The following is a 14,140-nucleotide window of genomic DNA, read 5'->3' as shown; positions in this document are numbered from 1 at the left end:
CGGCGGCTGTGTTAGCGTAGCGTGTTCGGGCGAGTCGCCGGACGCGCGCCATGCCCCTCATCACCTCGGAGGCCTTGGTCCTTCGCACGTACAAGCTGGGCGAGACGAGCAAATTGGTCGTCCTGCTCACCCGGGAGCGGGGTAAAGTCCGGGCCGTGGCCAAGGGGGCCCGAGGGCCCCGACCCCGTTACCAGTCGGCCCTGGAGCCGCTCAGCGAAGTCCGGGTGGGACTCTACGGCCGGCAGGGCGCAGACCTTTTCCGCCTGGGCGAGTGCGAGCTGCTGCGGTCAGCTTTCGGCGCGGGCCGGCGCGGCCTGGAAACGGTCATGACCCTGTCCTACCTGGCGGAGCTGCTGGACGCTTTCGCCCAGGAAGGCGAGGCGGAGGAGAAGGTCTACCGCCTGGCCCTGGCCACCATCCGAGCCGCCGAAGAGGGCACGCCCGACCGCCTCCTCGCGCGCTACCTCGAAGCCTGGCTCCTGCGTATCCACGGGATCTACCCGCCCCTCGACCGCTGTGCCTCCTGCGGGGGGGCGCTCGGGTTCGGCCCCCTGCGGTATCACAGTGCGGCGCGGGGCTTCGTGTGCGAGAATTGCGGACCCGTCTCGGGTCCGGTGCTCCCCGAGGGGGCTCGGGCCTTTCTGGCCGAGGTCTTCTCGCGGGCGCCCGCGGACATGAAAGGACCCCTCCCTCCCGAGGCCATGCCCCTCGAAACGTTCCACCAGGACCTGATCTCGAACCACCTCGAGCGGCGGCTGCGCTCCCACCGCGTCCTCAAGGACGTGGCCCGCGAGGTAGGGAGTTGAGGGGCCAGACGCCAGCTACCCTCCAAGACCTCGTCTTCGTCCTGGAGCGTTACTGGGCGGACCGCGGCTGCCTGATCCACCAGCCCTGGGACGGGGAGGTGGGCGCCGGCACCATGCATCCAGAGACTTTTCTCCGCGTGCTGGGAGGAGATCCCTGGCGCGTGGCCTACGTCCAGCCCTCGCGCCGGCCCGCGGACGGGCGGTACGGGCAGAACCCCAACCGGCTCTACAAGCACATGCAGTTTCAGGTGATCCTGAAGCCGCCCCCGGCGGACATCCAAGGCATCTACCTGCAGAGCCTGGAAGCGCTCGGCATCGATCCCGCCGCCCACGACGTTCGGTTCGAGGAGGACAACTGGGAGTCGCCCACTTTGGGGGCGTGGGGGATCGGCTGGCAAGTGCTCCTGGACGGACAGGAGATCACGCAGTTCACCTACTTTCAGCAGGCGGGGGCCATCGACCTCGCCCCTATCTCCGGGGAGATCACCTACGGCCTGGAGCGCATCGCCATGTACCTCCAGGACGTGGACGATGTCTACGACCTTCGCTGGTCGGCCGACCGTCTCTACCGCGATGTGCGCCACGAGGAGGAGTACGAGCTCTCGCGGTACTCCTTCGAGCTGGCCGACGTCGAGCTCCACCGGAGGCTCTTCGATAGCTACTTGGCGGAAGGATGGCGGGTGATGAAGGCGCCGGGGGGGCGTTCGGTACTCGCCGCCTACGATTGGTGCCTGAAGTCCTCCCACGCCTTCAACGTCCTGGACGCGCGCGGCGCCATTTCCGTGAGCCAGCGGGCGGGGATGATCCTGGCGATACGGAAGCTGGCGTGTGCCGTTGCAGCGGCGTACATCAAGCCCCCGGAAGAACCAGAGGGCCAAACACGCTTCGATAGCTCAGACAGGGCTACACGTGGCTGAGTTTCTCCTCGAGATCGGCTGCGAGGAACTCCCCGCAGCTTGGCTGGTGCAGCTGAGCAAACAGCTCCGGGACGGATTCGTCGATTGCGCCCTTGAACAGCGACTTTGCTTTGGCCAGCCATTGGCGCCCGGAGTTCCCTCTCCTGCCTCTGAACGGGACGCACTCTTTGAAGCAACCCAGGCGTGGTTCACTCCGCGTCGCCTCGTGCTCAAGAGCGAAGTGCCTGCCCGTCAACAGCCGCGAACGGCTGAAATCTGGGGCCCGTCGCTTAAGGCCGCCAAGGATCAAAGCGGGGTGTGGACACGGGCAGCGTTGGGTTTCGCGGCGAAGGTCGGCGTCCCACCCGACGAGCTGAAGACCGGCGTCAAGGCCGGCACGGAGGAGCACCTCTTATTTCGAAGAGAGCTGCCTGCGGAACTGGCAGAAGCGGTCCTTCCGGGAGTGATCGCCGGCACGCTAAGGTACCTTGCGTTTCCCAAGCGAATGAGTTGGGACGCCTGGCTCGAAGACGGCAAGGGTTCTTTCCCGTTCGGACGGCCAGTTCGTTGGCTCGTGGCCCTCATCAACTCGAAAGTCGTACCCTTTACGATCTACGAGCTCGTCCGGGGTACAAGAGGTCAAGCGATCGTGGAAACCGGAAATGTTACTTACGGACACCGGTTCCTGCCGAAGGGTGCGGCCGGCAGGCCGCAGACGGTCGGATCGTTCGCGGATCTTTGTGAGGCCCTAAGTAGGAACTTCGTCCTGCTGGACGCAGCCGATCGGGAAGCGAAAATAGCGCGAGAGCTAGCAACGTTCGCAGTCGACGCCCTGGGAAGCGATGACCATGACTTGCGTGTCGAATGGCGCGACCTCGTTGAGTATCCCACGGTCATACGCGGTCGGGTGCCCGAGCAGTTCCATCATCTCCCCGAGCAAGTGATCACGACCGTGCTCGTTCACCACCAGAAGTACCTTCCTCTCGGCGTGCGCGAGGCGCAGGTGGTTGGTTTTGCGGCCGTGACCAACACAGACGGCTCCACGGAAGATGAGATCCGTCGGGGTATGGAGCGAGTTGTGGTTGCTCGGCTACGCGATGCTTCGTTCTTCTACGAGGAAGACCTGAAGCGGCCTCTCGCCAAGCGGGTAGGTGACCTGACGGGAATCACGTTTCACCAGGGTCTCGGCACCTATAGAGACAAGGCTAAGCGCCTAGTCCAACTCGTTCAAGTCATGGGCGAGCTCGGTCTCATGGACGATGCGCAGCGAAGAGCAGCGTCAGAAGCAGCGGAGCTCGCCAAAGTGGACCTGACTACGCTTATGGTCCGCGAGTTCCCAGAACTACAGGGGACCATGGGCGGGCTCTACCTCCGCAAGCAGGGGGCGGCTGAGGACGTGGCTGAGGCCGTGCGCTGGCATTACGAGCCAATAGCCATCGGCCAAGAGGACCGGCCGGCGCTCGAATTTGCCGAATCAGGTGTGGCCGCCCGGATCTTCGCGGCTGTGTCGCTGGCAGACAAACTCGACACTCTGGTAGGTTATTTTGGAATCGGGGAGGATCCCACAGGTAGCCGGGATCCTTTCGGTCTTCGTCGAGCGGCGCAGGGAGCATTGCGTGTCGTGCTCGACTTCTGGAGGCCAACGTCGAACGAAGAGCGAACTAACATCATCCGACTGATTGACGAGGCCTTCGGAGGTTACCGAGAGTGCGGTATCGAGCTTCGTGGGCCGCACGACAAGGTAACCGGTGCGCTTCAGCTCTTCTTGCTAGATCGTCTGGCGTACTTACTTGAGTATCGAGGTTTCGCAGCTGTTGAGGTCGCTGCAGTTCTCTACACGGATCCCACAGTAGGCCCTTACGCGCTAGAGGATCCGTACGACTGTCTTCTGCGGTTGCGCGCCCTCCACAAGGTAAGAGCGGAGCATCAGGACGATTTCGCACAACTAGCGACGGCCTTCAAACGTGCGAACAACATTCTGACCAAGTCGCCCGGCATCGGTTTCTTTGACGAAAGGCACCTCGTCGAGAATGCAGAAATCGCCCTGTACCGAGCTATCGAAGAGTCTCGCCGGGGTTGGAGAGATGATAAGGGTCACTTGTCGGAAACAGAGTACGAGACTCGGCTTCGTTCTGTCGGCCAACTCGCGGGATCGGTCGACCGCTTCTTTTCCGAGGTACTTGTTCTGGCGGAACAGGAACACCTTAGGCGGAATCGGCTCGGTTTGATGGAATACTTGATTAAGCCTGTTAGTCGCATCGCCGATATTTCCAGACTCGGAGGCTAGCGTGAACCAATACGTTTTCTTCTTCGGTGGCGGCAAGGCGGACGGCAACAAGGACATGAAGGACCTGCTCGGGGGCAAGGGTGCCGGCCTAGCCGAGATGACCAACGCCAGCCTACCCGTTCCCCCTGGCTTCACGATGTCCACCGCCGCCTGCAATCTTTTCGTGGAGCGGGGGGGCTCCCTGCCCCCCGAGATCGAGGAGGAGGTCGCCAAAGCCCTCGCCCGCCTGGAGGGCCTCGTGGGCAAGAAGCTGGGGGCCCCCGCCGACCCCCTGCTCGTGTCCGTGCGGAGTGGGGCCAAGTTCTCGATGCCGGGGATGATGGACACCATCCTGAACCTGGGCCTGAACGACCAGTCCGTGCTGGGGCTGAAGGCCAAGACCCGGAACGGGCGTTTCGCCAAGGACTCCTACCGGCGCTTCATCCAGATGTACGGCAACGTCGTGCTGGGGATCGACAAGGACCGCTTCGAGCACGAGCTCTCTGCGGTGAAGAAGAAGCACAGAGTAACCGCCGACGTGGACCTCGGGGAGGCCGCGTTCGATGACGTGATCGCCCGCTTCAAGGCGGTGGTGGACAGGGAGACCCACCGCCCCTTCCCCCAAGACCCCCGGGAGCAGCTCAAGGGGGCGCGCGACGCCGTCTTCAAGTCCTGGATGAACCCGCGCGCCGTCACCTACCGCAAGCTGAACGACATCCCCCACGACCTCGGCACCGCCGTCAACGTGCAGACCATGGTCTTCGGGAACATGGGCGACACCTCCGCCACCGGGGTCGGCTTCACCCGCAACCCCTCCACCGGGGCCAAGGAGTTCTACGGGGAGTTCCTCCAGAACGCGCAGGGAGAGGACGTGGTGGCGGGCATCCGCACTCCGCACCCCATTGCCGAGCTCGAGAAGGTGATGCCCGAAGCCTACCGTCAGCTTCGGGAGATCACGACCCGTTTGGAGCGGCACTACAAGGACGTCCAGGACTTCGAGTTCACGATCCAGGAGAACAAGCTCTACATGCTCCAGACCCGCAACGGCAAGCGGACGGGTCTGGCCGCCGTCCACATCGCCGTGGATATGGTGGAGGAGGGGATCCTCACCTCCCGCGAGGCGGTGATGAAGGTGGAGCCGCAGGCCCTCGACCAACTCCTGCACCCGATCTTCGACCCCAAGGAGCGGAAGAAGGCAGAGGTGGCGGCCCGGGGGCTGGCCGCGTCGCCGGGGGCGGCCACGGGGGCGGTGGTGTTCACCGCCGACGACGCCGTGGCCTGGAGCCACAAGGGCAAGCGCGTCCTGCTCGTCCGCATGGAGACGGTGCCCGACGATATCCACGGCATGAGCGTGGCCCAGGGCATCCTGACCGCGACCGGCGGGACCACCTCCCACGCCGCGGTCGTGGGCCGACAGATGGGCAAGCCCTCGGTGGTGGGCTGCGGGGCGCTCGATATCGACGCTCGGGCCCGGCATTTCAAGGTAGGGGGCCGGGTGGTCCGGGAGGGAGAGAGCATCTCCATCGACGGCTCCACGGGTGAGGTTATCCTCAAGGAGCTCCCCACCAGCCCCTCGGAAGTGCTCCAGGTGGTGATGGGGAAGCGCAAGCCGGAGTCCTCCCCCCTCTACCAGAAGTTCGAGAAGCTGCTCTCCTGGGCGGACCAGATCCGGCGCCTGGGCATCCGCGCCAATGCCGACATCCCTCCCGACGCGAAGATGGCCTTCGCCTTCGGCGCGGGCGGCATCGGCCTCTGCCGGACGGAGCACATGTTCTTCGCCGAGGAGCGCCTGCCCCACGTGGTGAAGATGATCCTCTCTGCGGCGCGCGGCCAGCGCGGCCTGGATCTCGCGTCGCGCCTCAAGGAGCGCCTGCGCGAGGCCAAGGGAGGCCAGGCGGCGGAGATCCGCAAGGAGCTGGCCAAGGTGGAGAAGGAGTACGGCAAGGCCATGGCCGACTACACGGGAGCCTTGAAGAAGCTCCTCCCCATGCAGCGGGCGGACTTCGCGGGGCTCTTCCGCGAGATGCGCGGCACCCCCGTGACCATCCGGACCCTGGACCCGCCGCTCCACGAGTTCCTGCCCAAGCGGGAGGAGCTCATGGTCAAGGTCGCCGTCCTCAGGGCCAAGGGGGAAGCCAAGAACAAGAGGGCCATCGCGGAAGGGGAGAAGCTGCTGCGGGCGGTGGAGGAGCTCCACGAGTTCAACCCCATGCTCGGCCACCGCGGCTGCCGCCTGGGCATCACCTATCCGGAGATGACCCGCATGCAGGCCCGGGCCATCTTCGAGGCCGCGCTCCAGGTGGCGAAGAAGGGTACCCCCGTCAAGACCGAGGTCATGATCCCCCTCGTGGGCCATGTGGAGGAGCTGAGGCGGCAGAAGAAGATTGTCCTCGAGGAAGCGGAGAAGGTCCTGGGCAAGGACGGCTCGGGCGTCGAGTACCTCGTGGGTACCATGATCGAGGTGCCGCGGGGGGCCCTCACCGCGGACGAGATCGCGCGCGAGGCCGATTTCTTCTCCCTGGGGACCAACGACCTCACCCAGATGGGCTTCGGGCTCTCCCGCGACGACGCGGGCAAGTTCCTGCTCTACTACCAGGAGCACGGCGTGCTCGACAAGGACCCCTTCGTGTCGCTCGACGAAGGGGGGGTGGGGCAGTTGGTGGAGATCAGCGTCCGCAAGGGGCGGCAGGTCAAGCGGGACCTGAAGATCGGGGTGTGCGGGGAGCACGGGGGCGATCCCGCCTCCATCCACTTCTTCCACCGGGTGGGGCTCGACTACGTTTCCTGCTCACCCTACCGGGTCCCCATTGCCCGCCTGGCCGCGGCCCAGGCCCAGCTCGAGAAGCCGGTCGGGGATTGAACGGTCGCGGCGTGGGAGGAGGGCGTCGCATCGAGCGCCTCCCGGAGGACCTCGTCAACAAGATCGCGGCCGGAGAGGTGGTGGAGCGACCGGCCTCGGTGGTGAAGGAGCTGGTCGAGAACGCGATCGACGCCGGGGCCCGGACCGTGCAGGTGGAGATCGAGGCGGGGGGCAAGGCGCTGATCCGGGTGCGCGACGACGGCCTGGGCATGAGCCGGGAAGATGCCGAGCTGGCCCTGGAGCGCCACGCCACCTCCAAGCTGAGGGCGCTCGTCGACCTGCAGGCCGTCGCCACCCACGGCTTCCGGGGCGAGGCCCTCCCCTCCATCGCCAGCGTCTCCCATCTCGTGCTGTGGACCCGCGATGAGGGCAGCTCCGCGGGCACGGAGGTGGAGTTTCGGGACGGGCGGAAGATCCACGTGCGGGACGCCGGGCACCCGCGGGGAACGACGGTGGAGGCGCGCGACCTCTTCGGGGGCGTGCCCGCGCGGCGCAAGTTCCTGCGCGCGGAGTCGACGGAGGCCACCCACGTGGCGGAAGCGGTCACGCTCCTGGCCCTGGCCCGACCGGAGATCGGCTTCGTCCTGAAGTCGGGAGGCCGGACAGTCCTGGAGGCGCCGGCGGCCGAGAGCCTGCCGTCGCGGGTCTACCAGGTCTTCGGGAAGGGCTTCCTGGAGGATCTCCTGGCCGTCGACGGCGGGGAGGAATGGGTCAAGGTCGAAGGCTTGGTGTCGCGGCCCGATCGCCCCCGCCCCCCGCGGGCGAGCCTCCGCCTCTTCGTGAACCGCCGGCCCGTGCGCGACCGGGCCCTTGCCAAGGCGGTGAGCGAAGCGTACCGGGCGGCGGGGGCGGGGGACCGGGGGGCGGAGGCCGTCCTCTTCGTGGAGGTGCCCCCTCACCTGGTGGACGTGAACGTCCATCCCGCCAAGACGGAGGTGCGCTTCGCGGATACCCGCACGGTATTCACGGCCGTGGAGCGCGCGGTCCGGACAGCCCTTTCCGGGGGCGTGCGACAGGCACCGCGTGCGGACACGGCGAGGGTGGAGGAGGCGGTCCAGGCCTTTTTGGCCACGGGGGGTGGAGAGGGCGCGGCCAGAGGGAGTCATTTCGGGGCGCTCTCCGGGCTCGTGGCCGAAGGCGGACCCTCCGCGGTGGGAGGCCCCCCCGCCGTGCTGGGCCAGCACCGGGACACCTACATCGTGGTCACGGACGGCGAGGACCTGATCCTGGTCGACCAGCACACCGCCCATGAACGGGTGCGCTTCGAGCGCCTGCTCGAGGAGCTCGGGCGGGGCGCGGTGGAATCGCAGATGCTCCTCGCGCCCCAGGTGGTCACGCTCCCCCCCGAGCTGCGGCCTCTGCTGGAGGCGGGGCAAGAGTCGCTGGCCGCCTTCGGCTGGGACGTGGAGGAGTTCGGGGGTGGTTCCACCCGCGTCCGGGCCGTGCCCGCCCTCCTCGGCGGACGCGATGCGGCGTCTGCCCTGGAGCGCTTCCTGCGGGATCTCCGGGAGCGCGAGGAGGGGGAATGGATCGTTTCGGGCGCCCAGGAACGCTCGGCCGCCACCCTCGCCTGCCACTCCGCCGTGCGGGCGGGGCAGGCCCTGTCCGCCGCGAGCATGGCCGCCATCGTTCGCGATCTGGGGGCGACTGCCCATCCCACCCTCTGCCCCCATGGCCGCCCGACCAGCGTTCGCATCCCGCGCGAGGACGTGAGCCGCTGGTTTGGGCGCACGGGCTGGAGGCGCCAGTGAGAGCCCGCTTGTCGCCCAAGAGGGGTGAGAACGCGGGGGTCTGGCGGCGCTACTTTCTCGGCCGCTTCCTCCAGGTCACGGGTCTCATGGTGACCCTGGTGTCGGCGACGGCCTTCTTCGGAACCCCGAGCACGATTGCCATGCTGCGCATGATGCTGGTGGGGGTGGCGATCTTCATTCCCGGCTGGCTCCTGGCCCGCCGGGACCCCCGTGGAGAGTGAGGGGGGGTCCCTTACGGGGGGAGGGAGGTCAATGGGAATGGAGGGGGGCGTAGGCTCGGAAGGCCTCGAGGATGCGCCGGGTGAGGGGGCCGGGGCGGCCCTCTCCGATCGGGGTCCCGTCCACGGCCCGGATCGGCATCGTCTCCCGGGTCGTGCTGGTCACGAAGGCCTCGTCCGCGGCCTTCAGGTCGTGGACGCGCACGGTCTGCTCTCGCACCGGGAGACCGATGTCGGGGAGCAGGTCGAAGAGAACGGCGCGGGTGACTCCGGCCAGGATCCCCGCCGCGAGGGGGGGCGTGAGTACGGTTCCTCCTTTCACGATGAAGAGGTTCGTGCTCGCTCCTTCCGTGATCTCGTCCTTTTCGTTCAGGAGCACGGGCTCCTCAGCGCCCCGGGCTTGGGCCTCGCGCACGGCCAGGATGTTGTTCAGGAGGTTGCTGGACTTGATGGCAGGATCGAGGGCGCGGGGGTGGTTGCGGCGGATGGAAACCACCACCACCGAAATGCCCTCCCGGTAGTGGCCCTCGGGGTAGGGATCGTAGGGTTTCACCACCATCACCACCGTGGGCCCCTTCACCCGCTCGAATCGGTAGGAGATGTCACCCACCCCCCGGGTCACGATCAGGCGGATGTAGGATTCTGGGTTCTCGGCCCGGGCCAGGAGGGCGTCGAGACGGGCGGCCAAGACTGCGTCCGCGAAGGGAATTTCGAAGCCCAGGCGGTCGGCGGAAGCCCGCAGGCGGGTCAGGTGCCGGCCGAGCGCGAAGGGCCGCCCGCGGTAGGTGCGGAGCGTCTCGTAGACACTGTCCCCGAACGTGAACCCGTTGTCGAGGACGGAGACCCGGGCCTCCTCGATCGGCACCACGTTCCCGTTCACGGAGGCGAAAAAACCCATGCCTGACACCTGGAATCGCGCGGACCGCGCAAGGAATTGCAGGCTAACAGACGCTCCGCGGAGATGTCAACGCGCCCCGGTCGCGCGATGACGTATCTTCAGGCGCTGGTCCTCGGTCTCGTGCAAGGGCTCGGCGAGTTCCTGCCCATCAGCAGCTCCGGCCACCTTATCCTTGTCCCCTGGATCCTCGGTTGGGAGGAGCATGGCCTGGCCATTGACGTGGCCCTCCATCTGGGTACCCTGGGGGCGGTGGTCGCTGCCTTCGCCGGAGACTGGTGGCGGCTCATCACGGCCGGGCTGCGCGGGCTCGTCCGGGGCGCGCCCTTTGCGGAGGCGGAGAGCCGTCTGCTCTGGCTGCTGGCCGCCGCCTCCGTGCCGGGTGCGGTGGCGGGGGTCCTCCTCGACAAGTGGGCGGAGACCGTCTTCCGCGCCCCCGGTCTCGTGGCCCTGACCCTGGCCGCGATGGGAGGGGTGCTGCTGGCCGCGGACCGCCGGGCCACCGGCCAGGGCGAGGCCCTGGGCGTGACCACCCGCGACGCCCTCCTTGTCGGCCTCGCCCAAGCCCTAGCCATCGTCCCCGGCGTGTCGCGGTCAGGGGCCACCATCAGCATGGGGCTCTTCCTCGGCTACCGCCGCGAGGAGGCGGCACGCTTCAGCTTCCTCCTCGCCACCCCCATCACCTTCGGGGCCGCCGTCCTGAAGGTGCCGCACCTCATCCGCGCGGGGGGCGGGCACGGACCCCTTCTCCTGGGAATGGTCGCCGCCGCCCTCTCCGGCTTCCTCGCCATCCGCGTTCTCCTCGCCTACGTGCGTACGCGCAACTACTTGCCCTTTGTGTACTACCGCTTCGCCCTCGCCGCCCTCGTGGGAGCGCTACTCTTGGTGCGGGGAGGGCACCTGCTGTAGAGTCGAGGGGTGCGGGCTGTCCTCACCGCCGCGGAAATGCGGCAGGCCGACCGCCGAACCATCGAGGAGATCGGCCTGCCCGGCGCCCTCCTCATGGAGAACGCGGGGGCGGCGGTGGCTCGCGTGATCCTTGAGCGTTACCCCGGGGCCCGCCATCCCGCCGTGCTCTGTGGCAAAGGGAGCAACGGAGGAGACGGTTTCGGAGCCGCGCGGCGCCTTCTCCGTCTCCGCCCCCAAGTCGTTCTCCTGGGCGCCCGCGCCGACGTGACCGGGGACGCCCGCTTGCACATGGGGGCCTACGAGCGCTCCGGGGGCACGCTCACGGAAGTGCCGGACGAGGCCGCCTGGCAGGGCGCACGCGAGCGCCTGCGGGGGGCGGATCTCCTGGTGGACGCGCTCCTCGGTACCGGCTTGCGCAAGGAGCCCGGGGGCGTGGTGGGGCTGGCGGTGGCGGAGATCGCACGCCGGGGGGAGGCGGGCACGCCGGTGGTGGCGGTGGATATCCCCTCCGGGATCTCCTCCGACCAGGGGGAGTTTCCCGGACTGGCGGTGACCGCCTCGGTGACGGTGACATTCGGCGCGCCCAAGTACGGCCACGTGCTCCCTCCCGCCTGCGACCACATCGGCGAGCTGGTGGTGGCCGACATCGGCATTACCCAGGAAGTGATCGACCAGACCGGGCCCCGGCTCTTCCTCCTGGAGGCAGCGGATGCCGCTCGGGCCTTCCCGGCACGGGCCCCCGACTCCCACAAGGGCACCTACGGACATGTGCTGGTGGTGGCGGGGTCGCTGGGCAAGACGGGGGCGGCCGTGCTGGCCGCGAGAGGGGCCCTCCTCACCGGGGTCGGTCTGGTGACGGTGGCCACCGCCGTCCCCGCCCTCCCCATGGTGGCGGCAGCCCGACCCGAGATCATGACCGAGCCCTTGGCCGCGACCGCGTCCGGCGGCATCTCCCGCGAGGCGGTGGAGCGGGCGGTATCGCTGGCGAAAAAGAGGGACGCGGTCGTGCTCGGGCCGGGTCTGGGCCAGGACCCGGGTACCCGCGACTTCGTCCGCGAGTTCGTTCGGCGCTGCCCGGTCCCCCTCCTGGTGGACGCGGACGGCCTAAACGCTCTTGCCCCCTCTCCCTCTTCGCGAGCGGCGGGCTCGTTGGAGGCCCTCCGGCGCGACAACCCCACCGTGGTGACGCCCCACCCGGGCGAGATGGCGCGGCTGGCGGGCCTGAAGAGCGACGAAGTCCAGAAGCGTCGCCTGGAGACGGCCCGGGCCTTGGCCCAGGAGACGGGGGCGCTCGTGGTTCTGAAGGGTCATCGGACGCTCGTGGTCGAGGCCGATGGCCGCGCTGCGGTGAACCCGACCGGTAATCCCGGCCTCGCCAGCGGCGGAACGGGCGACGTGCTGGCGGGGATGATCGGGGCCCTCCTGGCCCGCCATCCGGCGTGGGTGGCGGGGGCGGCGGGCGTCTATCTGCACGGGCTCGCCGGGGACCGGGCGGCCGCCCGACGGGGTCGGGAATCGCTCCTCGCCGGGGACGTGCTCGACGCCATTCCCGAAGCCCTGCAGTCCCTGCTGGCTCCTGGCCCCGGAGACCCCTCATCCGCGACCACCTAAGCCACGCCGAGTCGGAGACCGGCGACCTGGCCGCCGCCCTGGCCGCACGATTCCGCGGGGGCGAGGTGGTGCTTCTCAGCGGGGAGCTGGGGACGGGTAAGACGGCCTTCGTGCGGGGCCTGGCCCGGGGCCTGGGGGCGAACCCCGAGGAGGTGGCGAGCCCCACCTTCGTCCTCCTCACCTCCTACCCCGGTCGGCTGACCCTTCACCATGCCGACCTCTACCGGCTGCACGGCGACGGGGACGAGCGGGAGCTGGGGCTGGAGGAGCTGCCCGGTCCCCAGGGCATCCTGGCCGTGGAGTGGGCGGAGCGCCTCTCGCGCGTACCCTGGTCGCATCCCGTCCGGGTTACCCTCGAGCACGCGGGGGATGATCGGCGGCGCGTGCGCATCGAGGAGGACGCCGCGTGAGGCGTGTTCCCGCCCTGCTGGCCCTGGCCTTCATCGCCTGTCCCGGGCCCGGGAAAGAGGTCTCGACGAAGCCCTCCGCGGGGGGCACGCGCCTCAGCGTCCTCCTGCTCACGATCGATACCCTCCGGGCCGATCACTTGGGGACCTACGGCTACCCCCGGAAGACCAGCCCCCGCCTCGATGCCCTGGGGCGGGAAGGGACAGTGTTCGAGGAGGCCTATACGTATTGGCCGAAGACGCGGGGGAGTTTCGTGGCCCTCTTGACCGGACGGCGGGCCTCCCAGACCGGCTACAGCAAGACCCACCCCATCCTCGTGGAGATGAACCCCACCCTGGCAAGCGTGCTCAAGGCCGCGGGCTACGCCACCACCGCGGTCGTGGACAACCCGAACCTCGCGGCCTCGCTCGGCTACGCCAAGGGCTTCCAAGCCTACCGGGAGACCTGGGAGGAGGCGGCCCTCCCCTCGGAGATGGACCGCACGCGGGCCATCACGGAGGCGGGGGTCAAGTTTCTGGGGGAGGCGCGCCCCGACCGGCCCTTCCTGCTCTGGCTCCACTACGTCAACCCCCACGCCCCCTACACCCCGCCCCCGCCTTTTGACACCGCCTTCCTGGACCCCTCCGCCGCCGCGGGCCCGCACCTCAAGGTGGTGAGGGACTACCACGGGGGGATTCCCTACCAATGGGCGGTGCCGGGCCATGACCGACTGGGCTACTACGTCGCCCAATACGACGGCGAGATCGCCACCGTGGACCAGGAGGTGGGGAAGGTCGTGGATGCGCTCAAGGCCTCCGCCGTCCGCGACAACACGATTCTCGTGCTGACCTCGGACCACGGGGAGAGCCTGGGGGAGCACGACTACTTCTTCGATCACGGCGAAGACCTCTTCGACCCCTCCCTGCGCATCCCCCTCATCGCGATCCTCCCCGGCGGCCCCCCTGGGCAGCGCAGCGACGTGCTGGCCTCCACCCTGGACATCGTCCCCACCATTCTCGATGCGGTTAAGGTCTCCTACCCGCCCGACCTGGCGGGGGAGAGCCTCCTGCCCGTGATCCGCGGAGGGGCCGGCCCCGCCCGGCCGCGCCTCTACGCGCAGAACGACCGGAACCTGAGCGGAACCTGGGATCGGCGGCTCAAGGTCGTAGCCACTCCGGTGGGTGACGGCAACCGCTACGCGCTCTTCGACCGCCGGGCGGATCCCGGCGAGACCCACGACCTCGCGCGCTCCCGGCCCGACGAGCTCAGGGTGCAGCGGCGCGAGCTGGAGCTGCTACAGGAGCGCTCGGACCGGGAGTGGGTGCGGACGCGGGGGCTCCTGGAGGGGAAGCCGGGGCCGCCCCCCCTGAGCCCTGAGACTTGCGAGAAGCTGCGGGCGATCGGCTACGTCCCGGAGGGTTGCCCTTGAAGCACCTAGTCGAACGCGATCCCCGCCAGCGGGTTGTGATCTAACCGAGGCTGGACAAGGCTATGGGACCTGACTCGGCGTCGGTTCGTGGTAGCGTGGCATCCTGACTCGC

At 68.4% G+C, this 14,140-nt stretch carries 11 protein-coding genes; 10 read left to right on the top strand and 1 reads right to left on the bottom strand.

Going from position 1 to position 14,140, the window contains the following annotated elements; translation table 11 throughout:
* Nucleotides 1-50 precede the first annotated feature (50 nt).
* Genes recO through VN461_07385 form a run of 6 tightly spaced genes read left to right on the top strand, consistent with a single transcriptional unit; the run spans nt 51 to nt 8,800 of the window.
* Entirely contained in the window at nt 51-806 is a 756-nt protein-coding gene (gene recO / locus VN461_07410; GenBank protein HXB54593.1) for a DNA repair protein RecO, read from the top strand.
* On the top strand, nt 803-1,723 hold the full coding sequence (locus VN461_07405; protein ID HXB54592.1) for a glycine--tRNA ligase subunit alpha: 921 nt from the start codon (nt 803-805) through the stop codon (nt 1,721-1,723). Before recO ends, VN461_07405 begins: the two co-directional genes overlap by 4 nt.
* The gene (gene glyS, locus VN461_07400) at nt 1,716-3,989 is read left to right on the top strand and encodes a glycine--tRNA ligase subunit beta (protein ID HXB54591.1); all 2,274 of its coding nucleotides are present in this window, start codon (nt 1,716-1,718) and stop codon (nt 3,987-3,989) included. Before VN461_07405 ends, glyS begins: the two co-directional genes overlap by 8 nt.
* Before the next feature lies 1 nt (nt 3,990).
* Nucleotides 3,991-6,828, top strand: a complete 2,838-nt coding sequence (ppdK, locus tag VN461_07395) for a pyruvate, phosphate dikinase (protein HXB54590.1) — start codon at nt 3,991-3,993, stop codon at nt 6,826-6,828.
* Nucleotides 6,825-8,579 carry a DNA mismatch repair endonuclease MutL gene (gene mutL / locus VN461_07390; GenBank protein HXB54589.1) on the top strand — a complete coding sequence of 585 codons (1,755 nt, stop codon included), beginning with the start codon at nt 6,825-6,827 and terminating at the stop codon, nt 8,577-8,579. The genes ppdK and mutL overlap by 4 nt, the downstream gene beginning before the upstream one ends.
* Nucleotides 8,576-8,800, top strand: a complete 225-nt coding sequence (locus tag VN461_07385) for a hypothetical protein (protein HXB54588.1) — start codon at nt 8,576-8,578, stop codon at nt 8,798-8,800. The genes mutL and VN461_07385 overlap by 4 nt, the downstream gene beginning before the upstream one ends.
* Before the next feature lie 28 nt (nt 8,801-8,828).
* Here VN461_07385 and VN461_07380 read toward each other — a convergent pair whose 3' ends face one another.
* The gene (locus tag VN461_07380) at nt 8,829-9,695 is read right to left on the bottom strand and encodes an aminotransferase class IV (GenBank protein HXB54587.1); all 867 of its coding nucleotides are present in this window, start codon (nt 9,693-9,695) and stop codon (nt 8,829-8,831) included.
* A gap of 87 nt (nt 9,696-9,782) precedes the next feature.
* Here VN461_07380 and VN461_07375 point away from each other — a divergent pair, with 87 nt between their 5' ends.
* The 4 genes from VN461_07375 to VN461_07360 are packed head-to-tail and all read left to right on the top strand — an operon-like array spanning nt 9,783 to nt 14,028.
* The gene (locus tag VN461_07375; GenBank protein ID HXB54586.1) at nt 9,783-10,601 is read left to right on the top strand and encodes an undecaprenyl-diphosphate phosphatase; all 819 of its coding nucleotides are present in this window, start codon (nt 9,783-9,785) and stop codon (nt 10,599-10,601) included.
* A gap of 9 nt (nt 10,602-10,610) precedes the next feature.
* Nucleotides 10,611-12,212, top strand: coding sequence for an NAD(P)H-hydrate dehydratase (locus tag VN461_07370; protein HXB54585.1), 1,602 nt, complete (start codon nt 10,611-10,613; stop codon nt 12,210-12,212).
* On the top strand, nt 12,116-12,622 hold the full coding sequence (gene tsaE, locus VN461_07365; protein ID HXB54584.1) for a tRNA (adenosine(37)-N6)-threonylcarbamoyltransferase complex ATPase subunit type 1 TsaE: 507 nt from the start codon (nt 12,116-12,118) through the stop codon (nt 12,620-12,622). The genes VN461_07370 and tsaE overlap by 97 nt, the downstream gene beginning before the upstream one ends.
* On the top strand, nt 12,619-14,028 hold the full coding sequence (locus VN461_07360; GenBank protein ID HXB54583.1) for a sulfatase: 1,410 nt from the start codon (nt 12,619-12,621) through the stop codon (nt 14,026-14,028). Before tsaE ends, VN461_07360 begins: the two co-directional genes overlap by 4 nt.
* Nucleotides 14,029-14,140 lie beyond the last annotated feature (112 nt).

This window comes from Vicinamibacteria bacterium (assembly GCA_035570235.1).
Taxonomy (GTDB): domain Bacteria; phylum Acidobacteriota; class Vicinamibacteria; order Fen-336; family Fen-336; genus DATMML01.
The sequence above is the reverse complement of the archived record's forward strand: the minus strand, read 5'-3'. Positions and strand labels throughout refer to the sequence as shown.

What these genes read in the sequence shown, in the direction of transcription:
- VN461_07380 (HXB54587.1), bottom strand. Translation starts at nt 9,695, where the DNA reads ATGGGTTTTTTCGCCTCCGTGAACGGGAACGTGGTGCCGATCGAGGAG.
- recO (HXB54593.1), top strand. Translation starts at nt 51, where the DNA reads ATGCCCCTCATCACCTCGGAGGCCTTGGTCCTTCGCACGTACAAGCTG.
- VN461_07375 (HXB54586.1), top strand. Translation starts at nt 9,783, where the DNA reads ATGACGTATCTTCAGGCGCTGGTCCTCGGTCTCGTGCAAGGGCTCGGC.